The organism is Williamsia sp. (assembly GCF_036566845.1).
Lineage (GTDB): Bacteria > Actinomycetota > Actinomycetes > Mycobacteriales > Mycobacteriaceae > Williamsia.
In genome coordinates this window covers 24,992-49,596 of record NZ_DATCVM010000189.1, presented here as the reverse complement: position 1 = coordinate 49,596, position 24,605 = coordinate 24,992, and the positions used below count along the sequence as shown (strand labels likewise).

The 24,605-nt window shown below is 65.3% G+C and carries 15 protein-coding genes; 7 read left to right on the top strand and 8 right to left on the bottom strand.

Annotation, left to right across the window (positions count from 1 at the left end):
* Positions 1-63: 63 nt before the first annotated feature.
* The 4 genes from VIQ49_RS18425 to VIQ49_RS18410 all read right to left on the bottom strand — a co-directional run bounded on the left by VIQ49_RS18425 (position 64) and on the right by VIQ49_RS18410 (position 7,004).
* Positions 64-2,679 (bottom strand): AAA family ATPase, encoded by a 2,616-nt coding sequence (locus tag VIQ49_RS18425; protein WP_331887203.1) that lies wholly within the window; start codon positions 2,677-2,679, stop codon positions 64-66.
* Positions 2,676-3,887: an exonuclease SbcCD subunit D gene (locus tag VIQ49_RS18420; RefSeq protein ID WP_331887201.1), complete on the bottom strand. Its 1,212-nt coding sequence runs from the start codon at positions 3,885-3,887 to the stop codon at positions 2,676-2,678. The genes VIQ49_RS18425 and VIQ49_RS18420 overlap by 4 nt, the downstream gene beginning before the upstream one ends.
* Positions 3,888-3,981: 94 nt before the next feature.
* Positions 3,982-5,631, bottom strand: a complete 1,650-nt coding sequence (locus tag VIQ49_RS18415; RefSeq protein WP_331887199.1) for a hypothetical protein — start codon at positions 5,629-5,631, stop codon at positions 3,982-3,984.
* A gap of 35 nt (positions 5,632-5,666) precedes the next feature.
* A complete protein-coding gene (locus VIQ49_RS18410; protein WP_331887197.1) occupies positions 5,667-7,004 on the bottom strand; it encodes a hypothetical protein in 1,338 nt (445 codons plus the stop codon).
* Between the two features lie 119 nt (positions 7,005-7,123).
* Here VIQ49_RS18410 and VIQ49_RS18405 point away from each other — a divergent pair, with 119 nt between their 5' ends.
* Positions 7,124-8,722, top strand: a complete 1,599-nt coding sequence (locus tag VIQ49_RS18405; protein WP_331887195.1) for a molybdopterin-dependent oxidoreductase — start codon at positions 7,124-7,126, stop codon at positions 8,720-8,722.
* Positions 8,723-8,742: 20 nt separating this feature from the next.
* Here VIQ49_RS18405 and VIQ49_RS18400 read toward each other — a convergent pair whose 3' ends face one another.
* The 3 genes from VIQ49_RS18400 to VIQ49_RS18390 are packed head-to-tail and all read right to left on the bottom strand — an operon-like array spanning position 8,743 to position 11,642.
* On the bottom strand, positions 8,743-9,387 hold the full coding sequence (locus VIQ49_RS18400; RefSeq protein ID WP_331887193.1) for a TetR/AcrR family transcriptional regulator: 645 nt from the start codon (positions 9,385-9,387) through the stop codon (positions 8,743-8,745).
* A 33-nt stretch (positions 9,388-9,420) separates the two neighbouring features.
* Positions 9,421-10,971, bottom strand: coding sequence for an MFS transporter (locus tag VIQ49_RS18395; protein WP_331887191.1), 1,551 nt, complete (start codon positions 10,969-10,971; stop codon positions 9,421-9,423).
* Positions 10,968-11,642, bottom strand: a complete 675-nt coding sequence (locus VIQ49_RS18390; protein WP_331887189.1) for a PadR family transcriptional regulator — start codon at positions 11,640-11,642, stop codon at positions 10,968-10,970. Before VIQ49_RS18390 ends, VIQ49_RS18395 begins: the two co-directional genes overlap by 4 nt.
* A 99-nt stretch (positions 11,643-11,741) precedes the next feature.
* Here VIQ49_RS18390 and VIQ49_RS18385 point away from each other — a divergent pair, with 99 nt between their 5' ends.
* The 4 genes from VIQ49_RS18385 (at position 11,742) to VIQ49_RS18370 (ending at position 21,411) form a co-directional block, all read left to right on the top strand.
* A complete protein-coding gene (locus tag VIQ49_RS18385) occupies positions 11,742-12,809 on the top strand; it encodes a glutathione S-transferase family protein (protein ID WP_331887187.1) in 1,068 nt (355 codons plus the stop codon).
* 74 nt (positions 12,810-12,883) lie between these two features.
* The gene (locus tag VIQ49_RS18380; RefSeq protein ID WP_414731664.1) at positions 12,884-13,612 is read left to right on the top strand and encodes a hypothetical protein; all 729 of its coding nucleotides are present in this window, start codon (positions 12,884-12,886) and stop codon (positions 13,610-13,612) included.
* Complete coding sequence (locus tag VIQ49_RS18375; protein ID WP_331887183.1) at positions 13,613-17,491, top strand: ABC transporter ATP-binding protein; 3,879 nt, start codon at positions 13,613-13,615, stop codon at positions 17,489-17,491. It abuts the gene before it with no gap.
* A gap of 104 nt (positions 17,492-17,595) precedes the next feature.
* Positions 17,596-21,411: a multifunctional oxoglutarate decarboxylase/oxoglutarate dehydrogenase thiamine pyrophosphate-binding subunit/dihydrolipoyllysine-residue succinyltransferase subunit gene (locus VIQ49_RS18370; protein ID WP_331887181.1), complete on the top strand. Its 3,816-nt coding sequence runs from the start codon at positions 17,596-17,598 to the stop codon at positions 21,409-21,411.
* A gap of 82 nt (positions 21,412-21,493) precedes the next feature.
* Here the strand turns inward: VIQ49_RS18370 and VIQ49_RS18365 are convergent, their stop codons facing one another.
* A complete protein-coding gene (locus VIQ49_RS18365; protein ID WP_331887179.1) occupies positions 21,494-22,108 on the bottom strand; it encodes a TetR/AcrR family transcriptional regulator in 615 nt (204 codons plus the stop codon).
* Positions 22,109-22,212: 104 nt separating this feature from the next.
* Here VIQ49_RS18365 and VIQ49_RS18360 point away from each other — a divergent pair, with 104 nt between their 5' ends.
* A complete protein-coding gene (locus VIQ49_RS18360; protein WP_331887177.1) occupies positions 22,213-23,742 on the top strand; it encodes an NAD(P)/FAD-dependent oxidoreductase in 1,530 nt (509 codons plus the stop codon).
* On the top strand, positions 23,739-24,599 hold the full coding sequence (locus VIQ49_RS18355) for an SDR family oxidoreductase (protein ID WP_331887175.1): 861 nt from the start codon (positions 23,739-23,741) through the stop codon (positions 24,597-24,599). Before VIQ49_RS18360 ends, VIQ49_RS18355 begins: the two co-directional genes overlap by 4 nt.
* Positions 24,600-24,605: the final 6 nt, after the last annotated feature.

Sequence of the window (24,605 nt, the reverse complement as noted above, 5' to 3'; positions counted from 1 at the left end):
ACGGGCGAGGATCAGCCTAGCGCATCAGACTCGGCCAGCCCAAAACGCCTGGGTGAGCGAGTCTCAGACCGCCACCAGCTGCGCTCCGCCGACGCCGGAATAGCGCGCCGGAGTGCAGGTCAGGACAATCACCTGAGTCTGCCGTCCGGCATGACCGAGCACGGCGGCCATGCCGGCCAGACGGCCCGGGTCGGTGTAGCCAAGCGCGTCGTCGATGATCACGGGCACACCGTCAACCGGATCGACGAGCATCGCGCAGGCGAGACGGCTGATGATGCCGAGTTGTTCCTTCGCTCCCCCGGACAACGCCTCATGGTCGACGGTCACCCCGTCGAGTGTGCGCGTGGTGATCCGCAGATCCTCGTCGACGCCGACCTGCAGGCTCGAACCGAACACCACTTTGCCGAGCCGCAGGATCTGACCGGAGAACGGTGCCACATACCGGCGCCGGGTGTTGTCCCGGTGGCGTTCCAGCGTCTGCATCAGCAGGGCGACAGCGTTCGCCCGCGTCTGGACGCGACTGTATTCGGCCCGCGCACCGTCCAATTCTGTTGCAGCGCGGTGGAACTGATCGAGCTTGCCGTCGTCGCGGCGGATGTCGATCCGGGTGCGGAGTTCGTTGATCTCGTCGGTGAGCGCGGCGAGTTTGGGTTGGCCCTGCTCGACCACCGCCGCCTTGTTCGAGTACTGCATCTCGAGGCTCTCGAGGTCGGCGTCAGCGATCTGGGTGTCGACGTCTGCCAGTGTCTGCCGCGCGGCGACCACCAGATCGGCGAGTTCGCGACGGCGGGAGTCCAGGTCCACCTCGTCGGTTGCAGCGGCCAGTTCAGCGCGCTGCGCCTGCAATTCGTCACGCTGTCGCCGGAGTTCGTCTACCGAATCATCAAGCCGCCGTATTTCGGTTTCGAGACCACGACGGCGACTACGCAGCTCGGCGGCCTCTTCGGCCAGTCGAGCCACGGCTGCGGCCGCGAGGTTCGACGCCCGCTCGGCCTGCGCCAAGTCGGGTACATCCTCGGAGCGGTCGTCCGATACACCCACGCGCGCAGCGAGTTCGGAACATTCGGCACGCAGCGCCTCCTCGTCGCGGTCACCGAGAATGCCGGCAAGCTGCGATTGCAGGGCCAGGGCGGTACGTTCTGCCCGTTCACGACGCCGGACCAGCGCCCGAAGCTCTGCTACGTCAGTCACGTCACGCTCGGACAAGAAGTCGGCCAGAGCCCGCTGCGCCTGGGTGAGGCGATGAGCCAGCGTCGCTGACTCGGCGCCGGGTGAGACCACCACCCGGACCACTCCGGCGACTTCGACGACGGTCTCACCGGTCACCGCGACCTCAGTGTTGTCGGCGGCCCGGACGCTGTCACCCACCGGACCGACGAGCTCGACATCCTGATCGCCGAGCCTGGTCACTGTGATCGTCGCGGCGGCGGCCTCGGAGTGCGCCCGAGCGATGTCCACATCGTTCGAGAGCCCGTCAGCGACGGTGATGTCGTTGCTGCCGTACGGCGTCGCGGCCACATCCCGCCGGGCGCCCGCCAATTCGGCCTGTACCTGGTCTACCCGATCCAGGATGCCGACCAGTTCACGGTGACGCGCCCGCGCACCGTCGAGCCGAGCACTCATCCGTGCGATCACGACCCGCTCGGTGGCGTCCACGTCGAACAGACGGGCATCAGCGAGGCGCCCGTCCACCTCCTCGGCCTCACGGACACAGCCTTCGAGGTGTGTACGCAGATCTGCACAGGCCTGCTCGGAATCGTCGATGCCGCGGCCGCGGTCGGCGATCTGCCGGTCGATGTCCGCTCGCGCCGAGTGATCGCGGTCGAGCAACGACAGTTCCTGGTCGACGAGCCGCGCGCTCCGCTCCGCATCATGCCGGCGGGCCTGCAAACCCGCGGCCTGTTCCCGTTCGTGACTCAACTCAGCCAACTCGACACTGGCCAATTCCACGGAATTCGCGACCTCGCGCCGGGAGACGGTCAGCGAGTCGAGGCGGGCAGAGTCCTTGGCGATCTCGGCCATGACCGCGGCCATCTCCTCGTGGCGAAGCTCCGCCGCCGCCAGATCTGCAGCTGCCAGCGACAATTCGCGGGATGGCCGCCCAGTGGTCGCGGTGAAATACCGATCGTATTCGGAGCGGACCCTGGCGAGGAGTGCCGAATTGCCCGCGCTGTCGTCGGCCTCGGACCGCGCGGAACCACCGGCCGCGTCCAGCGCGCGAGACAATGCCGAGCTACCGCTGAGATCACCGACGCTCGGGTCGGCTGACTGCATCAACCGCAAGGCCTTGAAAAGGCCCATATCGACTGTGCTATCAAGGATTTCGGACACCTTGTCGTGGGCGGTGCGTCCGCTGAGTTGTTCCGGCGCCGGTTCGTGGATCACCAGTTCGGTGCGGGCCCCGCGGTTGTACTGCTTGGTGTAGGTGAATCGATACCGGCCACAACTGATGTCGGCCTCCACGAGGCTTCCGGCATCAACACCGGCCGGGGCGACGGCCCGTACGCGGCTGCTCTTACTGTCGGAACGGACCTCCAACAGCAGGTCAAGCGCCTCGATCATCGACGATTTGCCCGCCTCGTTGGCGCCCTCGACAACGGTGACCCCCACCGCTGCGAACTCGATCTCGCGCTCGACGATTCCGCGAAAATTGCTGAGCCGCAGCCGATGCAACTTCACCGACTCTCCCCTGCCAGCCGGAACAGGAGTGCCAAGGCTTCTTGCGCAGTCGCGGCGTCCGGATCGGTGCCATGGGCGGCCGTCGACAGTTCCGCGACAGTGTCGCCGATGAAACCGCTCAGAGCCAGCTGATCGAAATCGTCTGCCCCCGGCCGGATCACCAGATCGTGGCGCAACGCCCAGAAGGTCAGTGCCGCAAATCGGTCACCGAATTGTTCGAGCATCGCATCGAGGCCGGCGCGCTCGGTGATCGTGACCGCGCCGCGCAGGGCGAGTTGGACCACCGTGCGTGACTTGTTCTCGATCCCGTCGAGCAGGCGACGCAGGTCGGCGATGTCGGCGGCATCGTTCACATCATGCTCGATGGTGCGAAACGACCACTGCCCCACGGTGTGTGGTGTGACGGTCACCGATTGCGGACCGGCATCGGAGTGCTGCCCCGGCACACCGGCCCCCCGCGTCAATGTGACAACCAGCGCCTGCCCGGAACCGGATTCCCGGTGGTCGTAGTTTGTGACCTCCTGAGCGCCCGAGTACCAGATCCTGCCACTGCGGCCGATATCGGTGGCCGAGTGCCGGTCTCCCAGTGCCACATAGTCGATCAGACCGTCGTCGATCGCTCGTTCCATCTCACCGACCTCGATCAGGGTCGGATCGTCGGAATCGGGGGCGAGGTGGTCGACGCGACCGTGCCCGGCGAGGATCCGGATGTCTTCGCTCGGCACCAGACCCTCGATCTGCCGGGCCAGCAGATCCCAGAGTGGAACCTTGGTGGTCCACGGGGCCGCGATGATCCGGACCCCGGGACGAACCTGCACCGGACCCGGGGTGCCGAGGACGTGGACGTTGGCCGGCCGGTGTTCGGTGAAGACCCTGGAGTTGTAGATGCTCGACGCATCCATCGGATCATGGTTGCCCGGCAGGAGATACACCGGGACGGGCACCTGAGACAGTTCGTCGAGACTCTGACGGATGACCCGCGACGAGACCTGCCGATCTTCGAAGACGTCGCCGCAGACCAAGATGAACTCCGCGTTGTGATCGGCGGCCAGCCGTCCGATGCGTCCGATACCCTCTTGCCGGGCGGCGGTGTATCGGGCCTGCGCATCCCTTTTGAGGAAATGCCTCGTCATACCCAATTGCCAATCTGCGGTGTGGATGAACGTCACCTGGGTGGCGGGTTCGAACAGCGGCAGTGCGGCACTCACAGGTGACTCCTCTCGTATGTCGTCGGCAACTGCGACGATCCTACGAGGGCACTACGACAGAGCGTTGGACCTGACTCGGTGGGTCACCCACCGATCACCAGCGCTCGCTCCGAACCATCACCTTCCCTGCGACTGCCAGCACCACCACGCGGGTGCCCTCCGACACCTCGTACCCGAACCGGGATCCGTCGTCGTAGTCGTACCGACTCTCACGATCCTGTAACCGACCGTCGGCATCGACCACGATGACCTCACAGAACCCCGGCACGGCGTCGGCCGCACACGAGAAGTCGACCAGATCATCAGTCGGTGTCGGTTCGAGAACAACGATCCCTGCATGGATCGCGTCACTGACCGGTTCGACATCGACGACCACTTCGTCGTCGGGGTCGAGCGTGCCCGCCGGCTCCCGCCCGACGATTCCGGAGAAGTCCAACCGGGTGAGAGCCTTCAGCAGATCGCCGTCCAGGCCGGCGATCTCCTGCCCGATGAGCCCGATCCAGTCGAAAAAGGTTCCGACCGGGCTGATCTTCCAGCCGCCGTCCACCGGCACCGCGACCACGTGGCCCAGCGCACCATGGACGCGGGTGCTGAACTCGCCACCGTCGGAGATACACCCGCCTTCGCTCTCGCCACCGGAATCGACACTCAGACAGTCACCGTCGAATTCGACGTCGACGACCTCGGCGCCATCGCGGGCGGCAACACGAATCTGTTCGACCGTGATACGCGCCTGACCATTCTCACCAGGGCTGACGCTGTAGTCCGTGTCGCGGATCTCCAGGTCGACGCCCTCGCCGTACCCGAACCCGAAGTCGTCGCCGGCGAGTTCGTGGTTGATGCCCGCCGCGTAGGTCTTCAGTAGACGGGACTCGACACCACCCATCGCATCGGCGACGTGGTTGATGTCCGAGGTCTCGATCGTCTCGACCAGACCCTCGACAAATCCGTCGGCTGCGGCTGCGGGTGAGTCGTAGGTGACCTCGGACGTACCGGGATCAGTTGCCTCCCAGCCGAGTTCCTCCGCGACGTACTGCGCGACGGTGAACATGGGACTGACAAACCAACTGCCGTCCCGCCGGACGGACATCAGGAACGGGGCCTGCTCGTTTCCGCCGATCACCACCGGGTCCATGCCGGATTGCCGTTCGGTGCCGACGACCAACGAGTAGCGGATGGCCGGCCCGTCGATCGTGGCGGTGTATTCGATGGCACCGACATCGTCCGCGTCGAGACCGGGGATCAGATCACTCAGGGATTCGACCGTTTTGGCGTCGATCTTCACGACGACGGTTGCGCGGTCGATGGATACCTTCGCAAGGTCCGTCGACAGGGATCGGGACGAGACCGCAAGGTCCGAGATGTCCACCTCGACGCCGTCCAGCTGATCATCGAAGGTGTCGGAGGTGAGTCCGGCCCGACGCTGCAGATCTGCCGTGTCACCGAACAATCCGGCGAGTTGGAATGTCTCGTCGGGCGGCAACAGCAGGCCCAGCCGGCTCCAGTCCTTGTCTTCGGCGGCATTCAGGAAATCTTCGACCGATTCGGATGCCGACGTGGAACCGTTGAACTGCGCGACGAACAGCCGGTTGATCGCGAACCCGGCGGCCGCGAGCACCGCGACCACCACGATGACCGCCACCGATTTCACGAGTCCGGTCCGGGAGCGTTCTCGGGGTGGCCGGCCGGAATACTCTGGCGGGCCCAGATGCGGTGGCGGGCCGAGATGCTGTGCCCCGTCCATTCCTTCAGGATCACGAGCACCGCGGTGATCGGGGTTCATCGCCGAACGTCCGGTACCGAACCGGCCGGCGCCCGGCCTACCCCACCGGGTTCGGGCGGCGCCGGCCACGGGCCGAATCCGTCACGACTCCCCTCGATATACCCGCGCGTCTCGCCGAATCCGTCGGCCGGGATCTTCATCGCCGGGCCGAGCGCCTCACGCCAGATGATGAACGCCGGGACCACCACCGCGACCAGCCACAGCGCCATCGGTGCGGGCTGGTTCCAGTTGACCCGCAGGCTCATCAGGAGCAGGACCGCGAGGCCCGAGCCGAACAGGGTTGCCGCCAGCACGAACAGCGTCTTGCGCTGATCAACCTCGCTGTTGGCCAGACGATCCCGGGCGAGCGTGGCCCCCGCCAGTGCAATCGTGAAGAACACCAGTGCACCCAACGTCGACGATGACGCTGCATAGAGCGTCAGCCGGATCACGGACAGTGCGATCCACAACGCGGACGTCGCGGCGACCAGGCCCAGCAGGGGCAGGTAGTACTGCGCCTGTGTCATCGCACGGCGGGTGGGCAGGGCGGGCGAGAGTGCCGCCGCACCGATTCCGCCGAGCAGGCCCACACCCAGGAAGTTCAACTGGACGGTGTCCACCGACAGGTACGGCATACCGGGCAACGAGACCATGATCGCCCATCCCGCGACAGCCCAGGCCGGCAGCGAGAGTGCCAGTCCGGCAGCCGGTTTACCGGCCGCCGCGGCCCAGATCAACCGACCGATGATGACCAGCCATGCCAGAGCGGCGACCGCATCGATCACAGGGTTGAGAACGCTGACACGCAGTCCGGCGACCGCGTCCATACCGTCGACAAAGCGGAAGACCGAGGTCGCCGCGCCGGCCACCGACGCGGCGGCGAACAGGACCCCGAGGCCGATCAGGACCAGCCGGGCAGCCACGCTCGCAGTGTTGGGCGTACCGGGGGTCAGGTCGAAGAGATCGGACTCCCGGGGCTGGGCCGCGAGCACCGCGCCCGCCAGTCCGATCCACACCGCCGGACCCAAACCCGTACTGCCATAAGATACTTCGATCCATCTGCTGAGGATGTCCCAGAACAGGTACACGGCCACCAGGAACAGGTACGGAACACCTGCGATCAGCTTTGCCGTCCGCAGGCGTGCCGGCGACCAGGTCGGCCCGAACAATCCGCGCCTACTCGCGGCCGGCAACAACAATGACACCAGTGAGACCGCGGTGATGACAACAACATCGACACGCAGCAGTGCAATCGAATCGGCGTTCCAGTCGAGTCCCAGTGACACCAGCAGGGCCAGCGCGGCGATGATGTCGCGTGCCCGGTCGGCTCGCGCGGGAATCACCCCTGGCAACATGTGCGTTCCTCCCCTGGAAGCCCTGAAGCAAGGGTCATATCGTACGACAGTTGTTAACAATTGCAAGTCTTGAGTTGACGTTGCCCAAGCCCCCGGTGCCGGGCGTGGATACTGGCCGTATGTCCTTCTCACCGCGTGAACGCACGCTCGCAGCGGGCGTCAGCGGAGTCCTGTGTGCCGCCCTCGGTGTCGGCATCGGATACCTGTGGGCCCTCGCCGTCGACCGCGGCTCCGCGCCACTACACGCCGTCGGTTCCACTGTCATCGACAACGCACCGGCGTCGATGCGGGAATGGGCAATCGAGACATTCGGTACCGCCGACAAGCCGGTACTCCTCACCTCGATCGCGATCATCATGGCCGTCCTCGCGGCGATCGCCGGGATCGCCGAGTTCAAGCGCCCGCCCACCGGCCTGGTGATGTTCGCCGTCATCGGCGCCGTCGGTGTCTTCGCCGCGCTCGACCGCCCGACCGCGGTGTGGACCTGGGCGCTGCCCACCGTGCTCGGTGTCACCGTCGCGATGGGCGCACTCCATGTCCTCACTCGCCGCATTCAACCCGGTGCCGTCGGTACTTCACCAGCGCCGGACTCGCAGTTCGATCAGTCGACCGACACCGGTTCGGGTCTCGAGTCAGCCGAAGGCGATCCGGGAGATGTCGAACGCCGCCGGTTTCTCGTCGGCGCTTCCGTGGTGGGTGGAGCCGTTGCGGCGACCGGCCTCGGCGGATTGGCGTTATGGCGCACCACCGGGTCGGTGGGGGCCGATCGCGCCGCATTCGAGGTCCCGGCCGCAGCCAACACCGTGACCACCACCGCACCTGACCTCGTGGACGTCACCCCGTACATCACCCCCAACAACGACTTCTATCGGATCGACACCGCGCTCACCGTGCCTCAGATCACAAGCGATTCGTGGTCGCTGCGCATTCACGGGATGGTCGACCGCGAGGTCCGACTCGATCTCGACCAGCTGCGCCGCGACCACACGCCGTTCGATGCGGTGGTGACATTGACGTGTGTGTCGAACAGCGTTGGCGGGGATCTGATCGGCAATGCCACCTGGACCGGCTACCGGATGAGTGAACTCCTCGCGCTCGCCGGACCGGCCCCCGATGCGGACATGGTGTTGTCCACGAGCGCCGACGGCTGGACCGCCGGAACACCTCTGACGGCGCTGACCGACAACCGCGACGCGATGCTCGCCGTCGGCATGAACAACGAACCGCTTCCGGTGGAACACGGCTATCCGGTGCGGATGGTCGTCCCGGGTCTGTACGGCTACGTCTCGGCGACCAAGTGGGTGGTGTCGCTGGAGGTGACGCGTTTCGATCGGGCCAAGGCCTACTGGACCACGCTCGGATGGGCAGAGAAGGGACCGATCAAAACCGGCTCACGCATCGACGTTCCCCGGCCGAACTCGACGGTTCCGACCGGTCCGGTGACCGTGGGTGGCGTGGCCTGGGCGCAGCACCGAGGGATCAGCGGCGTGCAGGTCCGGGTCGACGACGGCCCGTGGAGCGATGCCGAGGTCTTGCCACCGGACCTGATCGACGCCTGGCGACTGTGGAAATGGGACTGGGATGCCGAACCCGGCAAACATCAGCTGACCGTTCGGGCCGTCGATGGCGACGGACAACCGCAGATCGAAACCGAAGCACCCCCGGTTCCGGACGGCGCCACCGGACTGCACACCATCGGAGTGTCCGTGCGGAGCTGACCGCGGATCTTGGGCTGGGGCTATTTCGGTGATGCCGAATCGGCTATCCAGCCGGCCACCGCCGAGAGCGAATCACGTGCCGCGGCGTCATCTCGATCGACCAGCCACCACTGAACGGTGCCGAACAGCATCTGCAACGCCGCCCGCACCAGCGCCCGTTCTTCGATGTCCCACCGCATCTGGCAGCGCTCGCCGATCTCCGATAGATAAGCGCGGCCGTACTTCTCGGCGGTCTGGTGCTGCACCATCGCCTGGCCCGCGGAAGCAGATTCGACCGGCTGGCGCAACGAGAACAGCATCGACTCGATCATCAGCAGCCATCGATCGGGAAATTCGGCGGCCCGGCGCCAGACCGCGGTGAGCGCTTCGACCACCCCGGTGCGCAAGGCGTCTCGACCGGTTCCGAGGGTGCCCGTCGGGATCGAGCCGATCAGAGCTTCGAGCTGTTCGGTGATCACCTTCTCGATCATCGCCGCAACAAGTTGCTCTTTGTCGTCGAAGCAGTAATGCACAACACCCAGTGAGACTTTCGCCTCCTCGGCAACCCCACGCACGGTCACCGCGCCCATCCCGCCGCGATCGGCCAGGGCCAGCGCGCACTCGACCAACTGCTTGCGCCGATCCTCGACGGAGAGCCGGCGCGTACCCCGAACGTCACTGCGCATGTCGCCCAGTACATCCCGATCCGCGCAGTGCCGTCAAACAACTCCACGTTCGCGCGGGCCGGCCTCGGCGGCTTCCACCGGTACTGCTGGGACCGAAACCGGCGCGAGGGGTGCCCTCATATGTCCGGGTCGGGCAAAGAACAGCGCGGCAACCACACCCACAACCGACGCCGCGCACGGGAGTAACAAGGTCTGCCCCATCGCGGTGGCAAAACCGTCAAGGATCTGTTCGGGTAGTTGTCCGCCCACCTGATCCATCGAGATTCCGTCGAATTGCGGCAGTTCGGCGTCCAGGCGGGTCTGGATCAAGGCTCCCACGGCCGCACTGCCGAGCACCGAACCGATGAGACGCGTGGTGTTGTAGACACCCGAGCCCGCTCCGGCACTGCTCATCGGAAGGTTCCGGGTCGCCGTAGCCGCCAACGGAGCCCAGATTCCGGAGCTCGCGATACCGATCAGTCCCACGGGAAGCAGTAGCTGCCAGATAGGTGTGGTCGGAGTTGTGATGACTGCCAGCCAGGCAATGGCGATCGTTTCCAGAAGGAACGCCGTGGCGATGATGTATCGAGGATGTATCCGGTCAACCTGCTGCCCCACGATCGGGGACAGGACACCGGCCAGGACGGCCATCGGAATTGTCACCACCGCCGACTGGGTCGGGCTCAGGCCGGCGCCAAGCTGCAAGTAGTACATCAGCGGGACTATCATGCCGGCGGTCGCGAATCCCATGGTGGCGATACCCAGGCTGGCCAACGAGAAGTTGCGGTCCCGGAAGAGATTCAGCGGGACCAGCGGCTGGGCACCGGGCCGGATCTGAACCAGCTTGTGCTGCCAGTAGACGAAGAGCGCCATCAACACGAGCCCGACAGCGATCAGGGTCCAGACCCAGCCGGCCCAGTTGTACTTCTCGCCGTCCTGGATCGCGAAAACGAGACAGGTCAGGCCGACACCACTCAAACCCACACCGATGAGATCGAAGTTGCGCTTGCTGGTCGAAACCGTGGGCACCAGCTTCCAGGCCAATGCCAACCCGATCACACCGACCGGCACGTTGACGAAGAAGATCCACTCCCAGCCCAGTCCGTCCACCAGGATGCCGCCGGCGAGGGGGCCGACGAGTGTCGCTACACCGGCGACCGTGCCCCACACACCCATTGCCGCGCCGCGTTTGTCGGCCGGGAACATCCTGGTGATCAGTGCCATGGTCTGCGGAGTGATCATGGCTGCCCCGACACCCTGGAGTCCGCGGGCGATGATCAGGATCTCGATCGACTGCGCCAGACCACACATCACACTGGCGACGGTGAAGACGATCAGACCGAGTTGATAGATGTTCTTGGGCCCGAATCGATCACCGAGCCGGCCGGCGAGGAGCATCGGCACCGCATAGGTGAGCAGATAGGCACTCGACACCCAGATGACGCCGTTGACGTCGGTGTCCAACGCCTGTTGGATGGCCGGCTGGGCAACGGCGACGATGGTCATGTCGACCAGGATCATGAAGAACCCGATGCACAACGCGCCCAGCGCCAACCACGGCCTGGTGGTGATCGGCGCACTGGGCGCGGCGGTCGGACTACTCACTTCACTACCTCGTTCTCTTCAGCGGGCAATCTGCCCGGTGTGACCGTGCGACCTGTCTGTGGGTCGATGTGTCTGAGTTCCATGTACTCGTCGAGCCACATCAGCTCGCCGGACGCGAGTCTGGTGCGCAACTGCTCCAGCCAGGTGATCTGGGCATCGAGGACCGCTCGCCGGCAGCCGGCGTCCAGCAAGAACATCTCCGGACATCCCTGCTCTATTGCGTCGGACATCGCCGTCCGGACCTCCGCCACCTCGGCACGCATGACCACGAGGCGTTCATCGAGCAGCGCCACGACCTCGTCACGGCCGAGAGTGTGGGCTTCGGCCAACGCGAGGTAGAGCGTGGGGTACTCGGCCGCCGGCGTCCGCAACATCGATGCCAGCGCATGTCCCAGTGCGTCGCGCCCGGAGTCGGTGATGGCGTAGACCGTCCGCTCCGGCCGATTCCCGTCGCGATGAATATCGTTGATACGCAATAGTTTTCGACTGCAGAGGCGGTCGACGGTGTGGTAGAGCGATCCGGGACGGAGTTTTGCGAACCGGTCTTCTTTGCGGGCGAGCAGTGTCTGGAACATCTCGTAGGGGTGCATCGGGCGTTCGCCGACGAGCCCGAGGACAAGGACGCCGAGCGGCGTCAAAGCAGTCGCCGCTCCCCCTGCACGCGCTGACATCGCATCCCCGATCTCTATTCGGTGCCGAATACTCGGTGTGGAATATACCGCGTGGAAGCAGCCCTGCCCAGTCCCTTTCAACGGCTACGCTGGATCACGATGCGTACTCAGGCCAGCAATACCGATGGTGATACGACCGATGGCGACCGGGCCGACGGCCCCGTGACCACCGGTCAGGAATTCGTGCGGGACACGAACTACATCGACAACCGGATCACCCGTGACGGGGCCGGCCCCTCAGGTGAGACATTCCCGGTGGAGGCCGGCCGCTATCGGCTCGTCGTCGCCCGCGCCTGCCCCTGGGCCAATCGCGCGATCATCGTGCGCCGGCTCCTCGGCCTCGAGGGCGCGTTGTCGATGGGTATGTGCGGACCCACCCACGACAGCGACAGCTGGACCTTCGATCTCGATCCCGGCGGCATCGACCCGGTACTGAAGATCCCCCGGCTGAAGGACGCCTACCTCACCCGCTATCCCGACTACCCGCGCGGGATCACGGTGCCGGCGATCGTCGACATCCCCACCGGCGCCGTCGTCACCAACGAGTACCGGCAGATGACCCTCGACTTCTCCACCGAATGGGTCGACTTCCATCGCGACGGCGCCCCCGACCTCTATCCCGAGAACCTGCGCACGGAGATCGACGGGATCATCGACGTCATCTTCACCGATGTGAACAACGGCGTGTACCGCTGTGGCTTCGCGGGCGACCAGAAGAGTTACGACTCCGCCTACGACCAGCTGTTCGCCCGGCTCGACGCGCTGTCGGACCGGTTGCGCGAGCAGCGATTCCTGGTCGGCGACACGATCACCGAAGCCGATGTCCGGTTGTTCACCACGCTCGTGCGTTTCGACGCGGTCTATCACGGGCACTTCAAATGCAATCGGACGAAGCTCACCGAGATGCCGGTGCTGTGGGCCTACGCGCGTGATCTGTTCCAGACCCCCGGATTCGGCGACACCATCGACTTCACCCAGATCAAGCAGCACTATTACATTGTCCACAGCGACATCAACCCCAGCCGGATCGTGCCCCGGGGGCCCGACCTGTCCGGATGGCGCAGTGCGCATCACCGAGAGCAACTCGGTGGACGCCCCTTCGGCGACGGCACCCCACCCGCGCCCCCACTCGACACCGAACTCGTTCCGGCCGGACAAGGAGCCTGACAGACGTGGCAAAGAAACAACTTTCGTCGATAGGAGCCGGCAACGTGGTCGGCGCGACCCGCAAAACCGAAGGCATGATCGACTCAGTGGTGGATCACGTCCAGCATCTGCAGGCGCCCGCGGTCACGAAATACATCCATCACCTCCGCCGCGAACACCCGCAGGATTCACCCGCACAACTCATCGAACGTCTCGAGCACCGCTTCCTGCTCGCGGTCACCGGTTCGGGCGGCGCTGTGGGTGCCGCGGCCGCGTTCCCCGGTATCGGGACGATGGTGTCGCTGGCCTCGCTGGGCGCCGAGACCGCATTCTTCATCGAGGCGTCGGCCCTGCTCTCCCTGGCCATCGCTGAGGTGCACGGAATTCCGATCACCGACCGGGAACGCCGCAAGGCATTGGTTCTGACCGTGGCACTGGGTGAAACCGGCCTGGCCATGGTCCGGGATTCACTCGGTGCCAAGTCGGGCACACTCGCCCGCGCGTTCGGCGGCTTCATCCCCGCACCGGTCCTGCGCACACTGAATCAGAAACTCGTCCGCACCTACTTCAAGAAGTATGCGCTGCAGAAGTTGCCGCTCGCGGCCGGCAAACTGCTGCCCGCCGGATTCGGCGCGGTCATCGGCGGCGTCGGCAACCGCGCGCTGGGCAAGATCATCATCAACAACTCCCGCCAGGTCTTCGGGCCGCCGCCACCGCTGTGGCCGGTTCGCGATCCCGGGGTCCCCTTCTACGCCGTGGGTGACCCCCACAGCGCCGTCGGCACATCTGCGATCACCGCCTCCGGCGATGGGGCCGAGCGCTAGTTGACCCGATCACACCCCGACACACCCAGCCCCGGCTGGATCCGACGCCTACTCCTCGAGTGTCGCCGCCACCCCCGGCTGGTGGCGATCACCCTGAGCGTCACCGCCCTGGCCGTATTGATCGACCTCTGCGTGCCGTTGCTGACCAAGGCGGCGATCGACGAGGCCACCGGCGTGGCCCATCACGGCTACTCGATCGGCGCGATCGCGCTCGTCATGGTGGTTTTGGCGGTCATGCGTTACGGATGCCAGTACGGGCGGCGCCTGACTGCCGGCCGGCTGTCGTTGACGGTGCAGAACTCGCTGCGACTGTCGATCCTGAACACCGTGCTCCGGACCGACGGCGCCGCACAGGACCAGATCCGTACCGGCCAGGTCGTGTCCCGGTCGATCACCGATCTGCAACTCGTACAGGGACTGCTCGCGATGGCGCCGCTGTCGCTGGGAGCTGCACTCCAGGTGGTCCTCGCCATCGGTGTGATGTTCTATCTGTCGCCGCCGCTGACCGCAGTTGCGTTGCTGGTGATCCCCGGCGTCGCGGTGATCGCCTTCAACAGCCGCAAGCGGATGTTCGCCGCCACCTGGTCCGCCCAGCAGTCCGCCGCTGATCTGGCACAGCATGTCGAGGAGACCGTCACCGGTGTCCGCGTGGTCAAGGGCTTCGGCCAGGAAGATCGTGCGGTCGACGAACTGGTCGGATACGGGCGGCGCCTGTACTCGCTGCGCCTGCGCGCCGGGAAGATCAACGCCCGGTTCGCGCCGTCGCTGGCTGCGGTGCCACAGCTCGGCCTGGTCGCGATCATCGCGCTCGGCGGCTATCTGACGATGACCGGATCGATCACCGTCGGAACCTTTCTGGCGTTTGCCACCTACGTCACGACCATGACCGGCCTGGCTCGGATCCTGACCTCCCTGATCGTCTCCGCGCAGCTCGCGCGGGCCGCCGTCGAGCGCGTGTACGGCGTGATCGACGAACCGGCCGATCCAGGACTGTCCGCCACCGGCCGGCTCCCCGACGGCGCACTCGGACTCGAGCTGCGCGACGTCACGTTCACCTACCCCGGCGCCGCCGAACCGGTGCTGCGCGATCTGGATCTGAGCATCGCCCCCGGTGAGGTCGTCGCGGTGGTCGGGGCACCGGGCTCCGGCAAATCGACGCTTGCGATGCTGGCCGACCGGTTCTACCGGCCAGACTCCGGTTCCGTGGAACTGACCAACCACACCGGTTCTGTCCCAAGACAATTCACCACTGCCTACGACGTCGACACGATCGCGGCCGAGGACTTGCGGGGCGCGGTCGGTGTGGTGTTCGACGAACCCTTCCTGTACTCGGACACCATCGCCGCGAACATCGCACCGAACGCTCACGTCGGCAAGTTCGACGAGGAGGGTGCGATCCCGGCCGGCATCGTCGACGCCGCATCGCAGGCGCAGGCATCCGGTTTCGTGGATGCGCTGGACGACGGCTTCCGGAGCATCGTCGGCGAACGCGGGCTGACACTCTCCGGAGGACAACGCCAGCGGATCGCCTTGGCACGGGCGCTGTACGCCGACCCCCGGGTACTGATCCTGGACGACGCCACCTCCGCGGTGGACGCCCAGACCGAGGCGAAGATCTTTGCCCACCTGCGCACGTCCACCCGCACCATGCTGTTGCTGGCACATCGCCGATCGACACTGTCACTGGCCGACCGGGTGGCGGTGCTCGACGGCGGCCGCATCATCGACATCGGAACCGACGCCGAGCTGACCATGCGGAGCCCTCAGTTCCGGGCACTGATGACCACTGAACTCGACGACCCAGACGACGAGTTCGCCGACGACAAATTGCCCGACGACATCGCCTCCGGCATCGCGGCGGACCCGACCGCACTGTGGCCGTCCGACGCACCCGACGCCGTCGAACCGACCCGTGCGGTGACCAACGCGATCGGCGGCCGGGGCCGCGGTGGTGGTGGCGGGATCGCGGGCGCGCTCGGTGCCATGCCGGCGACCCCTCAACTCCTCGAATCCGTGGCAGCACTGCCACCTGCGGACGAGTCGCCACCCGTGGACGACACCGACATCCGCAAGGACCGTCCGGACTTCTCGCTCCGTCAGTTGTTGCGGCCGGTGCGATGGCTCCTGGCCGCGGTGGTCGTCTGCATCTCGATCGACACGCTGGTCGGTCTGGCGTTCCCCACCATCGCCCGATTCGGTATCGACGGTGCCACCGACGACCAGTCGGGACACCTGTGGACGGCGACCGGCCTGGGCCTGGCTGCGGTCGCCGTCGGATTCGCCGCCGCCGCGGTGATGACTGTGGTCACCGCCCGCAGTGGCGAACGCGTGCTCTACGCACTGCGCGTCCGTAGCTACGCCCACCTGCAGCGACTCGGTCTCGACTACTACGAGCGGGAACTGTCCGGCCGGATCATGACACGGATGACCACCGACGTCGATGCCCTCTCCACGTTCCTGCAGACGGGGCTGTCGTCGGCGATCGTGAGCTCGCTGACGATCGTCGGGGTCGGGGTTGCGGTGGTGCTCACCGATCCTTCTCTCGGGCTGCTGATGCTGGTGGTCTTCCCGCCGATCATCATCGCGACGATCGTGTTCCGGCGGATTTCGTCGCGGGCCTATACGCGCTCGCGCGAGCTGATCAGCGAGGTCAACGCCGATTTCCAGGAGAACGTGGGCGGGGTCCGGACCACCCAGGCCTACCGGCACGACGGCTTCGCGATGGCGCGTTTCACCACGCGCGCCGCGGCGTATGTTCGCGCCCGCATGGTCTCCCAGCAGGCGATCTCGATCTACTTCCCGTTCATCACCCTGATGGCCGATCTGGCCACTGCCGGCATCATCGCGTTCGGCGCGCATCAGGTCGCCCGGGGTCAGATCAGCTCGGGCACCCTCGTTGCGTTTGTCCTCTACCTGGGCATGCTGTTCGGTCCCGTCCAACAGCTCTCGCAGGTGTTCGACGGCTACCAGCAGGCCCTGGTCGGACTCCGCCGGATCTCCGATCTGCTCGGCACCCGCAGCAGCGTCCAGTGTCCCGACAGCATCGACAACCCTGTCGGTTCGTCACCGGCCACCACACCACCTCCGGCCGACGGGTTCGAGGGACACGCACAGCTGGTCGGCGTGACATTCCGGTATTCCGGTGCCGCGCGCGACGCACTGTCGGGCGTCGATCTCGATCTGCCGGCCGGGACATCACTGGCCCTGGTCGGCGAGACCGGCGCCGGTAAATCGACGATCGTGAAACTACTGGCCCGGTTCTACGACCCCACCACGGGTTCGGTGCGGATGGACGGAACAGACATCCGCGGCTACCGGCTGGGCTACTACCGGTCCAGGCTCGGCGTGGTGCCGCAGGAACCGCACCTGTTCACCGGCACCGTCGCCGACAACATCGCCTATGGCCGGCCGGACGCCACCCACGAGGAGATCGCGGCCGCGGCGGCCGCGGTCGGAGCACTGCCCATGATCATCGGCCTCGACGGGGCGATGAATCACCCGATCGGCGAGCGCGGGAAGGGGCTCTCGTCAGGTCAGCGCCAGCTCATCGCTCTGGCCCGCGCCGAACTCGTCGACCCCGATCTGCTGCTGCTCGACGAGGCCACCGCCACCCTCGACCAATCGACAGAACGCCGGGTCCTGGCCGCCGGACGGCACCTCACGGGGTCGCGGACCTCGGTGATCGTCGCCCACCGCCTCGCCACGGCAGCCCGCGCCGACCGCATCGCAGTGGTGGCCGATGGCCAGATCGTCGAACTCGGAACACATCGGGATTTGCTGACGTTGAATGGTCGGTATCGGGCCCTGTGGGCCGCAGGTATCACACCGGACGAGTTCGAACAAAGTGACCCACGACACGAAGGCAGCCAACCGGCATAGCAGCGCCTTGCGGTGGGGTCTAACCTTGTTATCTGGGACTTCGCAAACGCACGTAGGTCGGAAACGCACGCCGACCAACCAATGAATTGAGGCGAGATACTGCCGTGAGCAGCAGTTCGATATCAGACTTCGGACAGAACGAGTGGCTGGTCGAGGAAATGTACCAGCGCTTCCAAAAAGACCCGAACTCGGTGGATCCGAGTTGGCATGAGTTCCTGACGAACTATGCCGCCGAGGCAAACGGGGCAAAGACATCCCCCGGCGGAGCAGCGAAGGCCACAACGTCCGCCGCCCCCGCCAACTCGCCCGACTCGAGCAAGCCGGCCGTGGATCCGACACCCGCCAGCAAGGCCGCGGCAGGCAAATCCGACACCAGTCGCGACGGATCCAACGCCACCACCGCGCCCCCGGCGAAGGCTGAGCCCGCCGCGGCAAAGGCAGACGCGCCCAAGGCTCCGGCCAAGGCGAAGTCGCCCGCGCCCACCAAGGACGCCCCCACCTCGAAGAAACCTGCCGCTGCCAAGAAGCCTGCCCCGGCTGCTGCCGGCGAGACTTCGACACAGGTGCTGCGCGGCGCGGCGGCCACGGTCGCCAAGAACATGTCGGCGTCGTTGCAGATCCCGACCGCCACCAGCGTGCGCGCGGTCCCGGCGAAGCTGATGATCGACAACCGGGTCGTGATCAACAACCACCTGGCCCGGACCCGCGGCGGCAAGATCTCATTCACCCACATCCTGGGCTACGCGATCGTGCAGGCCATCAAGGCGTTCCCGAACATGAACCGGCACTTCGACGAGGTGGACGGCAAGCCCAACATCGTCGAGCCCGCCAACACGAACCTCGGCCTGGCCATCGATCTTCCCGGTAAGGGAGGGTCTCGCATGCTTGTTGTTGCTGCCATCAAGCGCTGCGAGACCATGAACTTCGCCGAGTTCCATGCCGCCTACGAGGACATCGTGCGCCGCGCCCGCGAGGGCAAGCTCACCGGCGACGACTTCGCCGGAGTCACCATCTCGCTCACCAACCCCGGCACCATCGGCACCGTGCACTCGGTTCCCCGCCTGATGAAGGGGCAAGGCGCGATCGTCGGCGCCGGAGCCATGGAGTACCCCGCCGAGTTCCAGGGCGCCAGCGACGAGCGCATCGCGGAGATGGGCGTCGGCAAACTGATGACGCTGACATCCACCTACGATCACCGCATCATCCAGGGCGCCGAGTCAGGCGACTTCTTGCGCACGATCCACCAGTTGCTGCTGTCCGACGATTTCTTCGACGAGATCTTCACGACGCTCCACATCCCCTATGAGCCGATCCGCTGGCGCCGCGACATCTCCGAGGGTGAGGTCGACAAGAACGCCCGCGTGCTGGAACTGATTGCGGCATACCGTAATCGGGGTCACCTGATGGCCGACATCGATCCGTTGATGATCGATTCGGATGCGCGCTCGGCACACCCCGACCTCGACGTGCTGACGTACGGTCTGACCCTCTGGGATCTGGACCGCAGTTTCAAGGTCGGCGGGTTCCACGGCGAGAACAAGATGAAGCTCCGCGACATCCTGTCGGTGTTGCGTGACGCCTACTGCCGCCACGTGGGTGTGGAGTACACACACATCCTCGAGCCCGAACAGCAGCAGTGGCTCCAGGACCGGGTGGAGATCAAGCACGTCAAACCGCCTGTGGCAGAGCAGAAGTACATCCTGTCCAAGCTGAATGCGGCCGAGGCGTTCGAAACGTTCCTGCAGACCAAGTACGTCGGTCAGAAGCGCTTCTCGCTGGAAGGTGCCGAAGCCGTCATCCCGATGATGGACGGTGTCATCGACCAGAGCGCCGAGTACAGCCTCGACGAGGTCGTCATCGGCATGCCGCACCGCGGTCGCCTGAACGTGCTGGCCAACATCGTCGGCAAGCCGTACTCGAAGATCTTCACGGAGTTCGAGGGCAACCTGAACCCGTCGCAGGCGCATGGTTCCGGCGATGTGAAGTACCACCTCGGCGCCGAGGGCAAGTATTACCAGATGTTCGGTGACAACGAGATCAACGTCTCGCTGACCGCCAACCCGTCGCACCTCGAAGCCGTCGACCCGGTCCTCGAGGGCCTGGTCCGCGCCAAGCAGGATCTGCACAACAAGGGCGGAGAAGAAGCCTTCACCGTGCTGCCGCTGATGCTGCACGGCGACGCCGCCTTCGCCGGCCAGGGTGTGGTTGCCGAGACCCTCAACCTCGCGATGCTCCCCGGTTACCGCACCGGCGGCACCATCCACATCGTGGTCAACAACCAGGTCGGGTTCACCACCGCACCGGAGGCCTCGCGGTCGACGGAGTACTGCACCGATGTGGCAAAAATGATCGGGGCGCCGATCTTCCACGTCAACGGCGACGACCCCGAGGCCTGCGTCTGGGCTGCCAAACTGGCCGTCGACTACCGCCAGGCATTCAACAAAGACGTCATCATCGACCTCGTCTGCTACCGCCGTCGTGGCCACAACGAGGGTGACGATCCCTCGATGACCCAGCCGGCCATGTACGACGTCATCGACACCAAGCGCAGTGTTCGCAAGAGCTACACCGAAGCCCTCATCGGTCGCGGTGACATCTCGCTCAAGGAAGCCGAAGACGCTCTGCGCGACTACCAGGGTCAGTTGGAACGGGTCTTCAACGAGGTCCGCGAACTCGAGAAGTACCAGGCCGCACCGAGCCCGTCGGTCGAGTCCGACCAGACGCTCCCGGTGAAACTGGAGACCAGGGTCAGCAAGGAGACCGTCGAACGGATCGGCGATGCGTTCGCCAACGTGCCCGAGGGCTTCACCGTGCACCAGCGGGTTCAGCCGGTGCTCAAGAAGCGGCAGGACATGTCGCGCAACGGCAACATCGACTGGGCGTTCGGTGAACTACTCGCCTTCGGCTCGCTCGTCGAAGAGGGCCGTACCGTGCGATTGTCGGGGCAGGACTCGCGTCGCGGCACGTTCACCCAGCGCCACTCGGTGCTCATCGACAGGGAGACCGGCGACGAATACACCCCGCTGCGTTCGGTCGCCGACACCAACCCGGACAATCCCGGACAGTTCCTCGTCTACGACTCGGCACTGAGCGAGTACGCGGTTGTCGGGTTCGAGTACGGCTACTCCGTGGGCGACCCCGATGCATTGGTGTTGTGGGAAGCCCAGTTCGGCGACTTCGTCAACGGCGCGCAGTCCATCATCGACGAGTTCATCTCGTCGGGCGAGGCCAAGTGGGGACAGACCTCCGACGTGGTGCTGCTGCTCCCGCACGGTCACGAGGGCCAGGGCCCCGACCACACCTCGGGGCGCATCGAGCGGTTCCTGCAGCTGTGCGCCGAGGGTTCGATGACCGTCGCGCTCCCGTCGACTCCGGCGAGTTACTTCCACCTGTTGCGGCGTCACGTCCTCGACGGCATCAGCCGGCCGCTGGTCGTCTTCACACCGAAGTCGATGCTGCGCAACAAGGCTGCGGTGTCACCGGTCTCCGAGTTCACCGACGGCAAGTTCCGCTCGGTCATCGACGATCCGGCGTTCGACGGCGGCGGCGATCGCAGCAAGGTCGAGCGGGTGTTGCTGGTCTCGGGCAAGCTCTACTACGAGCTGGCCGCACGCAAGGCCAAGGACAACCGCGACGACATCGCGATCGTCCGCATCGAGCAGCTCTACCCGGTTCCGCACAAGCGCCTCAAGAACGCGCTCGAGCAGTACCCGAACATGAAAGAAGTGTTCTGGGTCCAGGAAGAGCCGAAGAACCAGGGTGCGTGGCCGTACTTCGGTCTGACTCTGCCCGAGATGCTGCCCGAGTACTTCAGCGGCTTGCGCCGGGTGTCGCGTCGCGCGATGTCGGCGCCGTCGTCGGGCTCGTCGAAGGTACATGCCGTCGAGCAGCAGGAGATCGTGGATACCGCGTTCGGCTGATCCCCACCCCGATAATGTGCCCTTTCGGCGATGCCCACCAGGGCTTTTGTTCGCCGGAAGGGCACATTTTCGGTTTGTGGAGTCAGTTGCCGACGGGCTTCACGCCCGAGGCCATGGTCGCGAGTAGTGGCAGGGATTGCGTGATCAGTTCGATGAGGGCTTCGCGGGTCACGCCGTTCTCATCGCGTAGCCAGCGCACGGTGACCTGCTCGCTGAAGGTGACCCATCCATGCACTGCCAGTTCGATGAGCGGTGTGCGCTGCAAATGCAATAGATCAGCCAGATTCAGAACCCGTTCGGCCATCACCGCACGGGTGTTGTCGGCCACTTTCCGCATCGCCGGATCAGAGGCGCCGACGCCCTGCAGGATCGCGAGATATGCCGAGCGGTTTGCCGAGACGTAGTCGATGAAGGCGGAAAGGGACGCCCGCGCGATCTCGAGGGGGTCCGACAGGCTCAGATCGGGTTCGGTGCATTCGAGCATCCGCTGACTCTGGGTGGTTGTCAGTGCCACCAGAAAGTCCTGTTTGGACTCGAAATAGTGGAACAGCAGGGCGCGCGATACCCCTGCGGCTTCTGCGACTTCCTCGACCGACACCTGGTCGAGGGCGCGGTCCTTGAGCATCTGCAATCCGTGCTCGATCAGCTGATCGCGACGGGCCTGCGGGCTCATTCGGGTACGGCGGGCGGTCGTCATGAGAACCCATCCTACTGACTTTCTGTCAATAAGCGGACACGAAGCGCAGCGGAGCTGGACCCCTTACTATTGACAGGGCGTCAGTAGTGGGTATGTTCGTACCCATGAACGTTGTAAAGATCGCCATCATCGGAGCAGGCTTCTCCGGACTCGGCGCAGCGATCAAGCTGCGGCAACAAGGTATCGATGACTTCGTGATCCTCGATCGCGGGGACACATTCGGCGGCACCTGGCGCGACAACACCTACCCCGGCGCCGCGTGCGATGTGCCCTCGCACCTCTACTCCTATTCGTTTGCACCCAACCCGACGTGGAGCCGCTCGTTCTCCCAGCAGCCCGAGATCCACCGCTACATCAACAAGGTCGCCGACCAACACGGCGTCGGGTCGAAGACACGGTGGAACACCGAGGTCACCGGCATCGTCTGGGACGAAGCCGACGGCCGGTGGATCATCACCACCTCCGCCGGCGAGTACCGGGCGGCCACGGTCATCGCCGGTGTCGGACCGCTCTGCGAACCCAAGCTCCCCGACATCAAGGGCATCGGGGACTTCGCCGGCGAGATCTTCCACTCGGCACAGTGGAACAGCGACTATGCGCTCGAGGGCAAGCGTGTCGCGGTCATCGGCACCGGAGCCTCGGCCATCCAGATCATCCCGGAACTGGCGAAGAAGGTCGGCCGCCTCGACGTGTACCAGCGCACCGCCCCGTGGGTCCTGCCGCGCGCCGATCGGCCGTACTCATCCACCGAGAACTGGGCGTTCAAGAACATTCCCGGCTTTCAGAAGGCGGCCCGGGCCGGAATCTACGCCTCCCACGAGCTGGTCTCCTTCGGACTGACGCATGCCCCCAACGTGCTCGCCCCCGCCAAGGTCATCGGCCGGCAGAACATCGCCCGCGGCATCTCCGATCCCAAGTTGCGCGCGAAGGTCACCCCGAACTGGAAGGTCGGCTGCAAGCGCATCCTGCTGTCGAACACGTACTACCCGGCCCTCGGACAGGCGAACGTCGATCTGATCACCGACCCGATCAGAGAGGTCACGTCCACCGGGATCATCACCGCCGACGGTGTTGCCCGTGACGTCGACGCGATTGTCGTCGCGACCGGATTCCATGTCACCGATTCCCCCACGTTTGAGCACATCATCGGCAAGGACGGCCGGAGCATGGCACAGGTCTGGGAGGCGACCGGGATGAACGCCTACAAGGGCACAACGGTGCACGGCTTCCCCAACCTGTTCCTGATGGTGGGACCATCGACCGGTCTCGGCCACACATCGATGGTCTACATGATCGAATCGCAATTGAACTACCTCGTCGACTACCTCACATTGCAACGCAAGTACGACATCGCCCGGGTAGAGGTCCGCTCCGACGTGCAGCACGACTACAACGTGGGCATCCAGAAGAACCTCGAGTCGAGCGTGTGGGAGACCGGCGGTTGCGCCAGCTGGTACAAAGACGCATTCGGCAACATCACCACCCTGTGGCCCGGTTTCACCTTCAACTACCGCCGGATCACCCGTAAGTTCGACCTCGCCGCGTACGACACCTCCAGTGCCGCAGCCATCGGCGCGAGGAACAGCACCCAGACCGTAACCTCTCAACCCGCAACAGAAACGGTGACATCGTGAAGGATTTCAAAGGCAAAGTTGCCGTCGTGACCGGTGCCGGTTCGGGCATGGGCCGCGATCTGGCCCTGCAGCTCGCCGCCAAGGGCGCGCTGGTCGCGATCAGTGACGTCAACCCAGCCGGCCTCGACGAGACCGAGCGTCTCCTGAAGGCACAAGGAGCGCAGGTTCATTCGCAGCTTCTCAATGTCGCCGAACGCGAGGCCGTCCTCGAGTACGCCGACGCGGTGGCAACACACTTCGGCAAGGTCAATCTGGTGATCAACAACGCCGGTATCGCCCATCACGGCGAAGTGGAGATCACCGAGTTCAAGCAGTACGAACGCGTGATGGACGTCGATTTCTGGGGTGTTGTCAACGGCACCAAGGCTTTTCTCCCCCATCTGATCGCCTCCGGCGACGGTCACATCGTGAACACCTCGTCGCTGTTCGGGATCCTGGCGATGCCAGGTCAAAGTGCCTACAACGCCGCGAAGTTCGCGGTGCGTGGCTTCACCGAGTCGCTGTACCAGGAGATGAAACTCGCCGGGCATCCGGTGGCGGTCACCTGCGTCCATCCCGGTGGCATCAAGACCGCCATCGCCCGCAATTCCACTGTCTCCGATGGCCACAACCAGCAGTCGACCGCCGAGTTCTTCGACAGGAAACTGGCCAGGACCACCTCGCCTCGTGCTGCAGAGATCATCATCGAGGCCATCGAGAAGAATCGCCCGCGGGTGCTGGTCGGCGCCGACGCCAAGGTTCTCGACGTGCTGGTTCGTGCGGGCGGATCTCTGTACGAGGTGGTGATCGGCAAGTTCGGCGGCCGTTTCGCGCCGGCACCGGAGAAGACGCCCCACAACCCGTCGGCGGTTCTGTGATCCGTG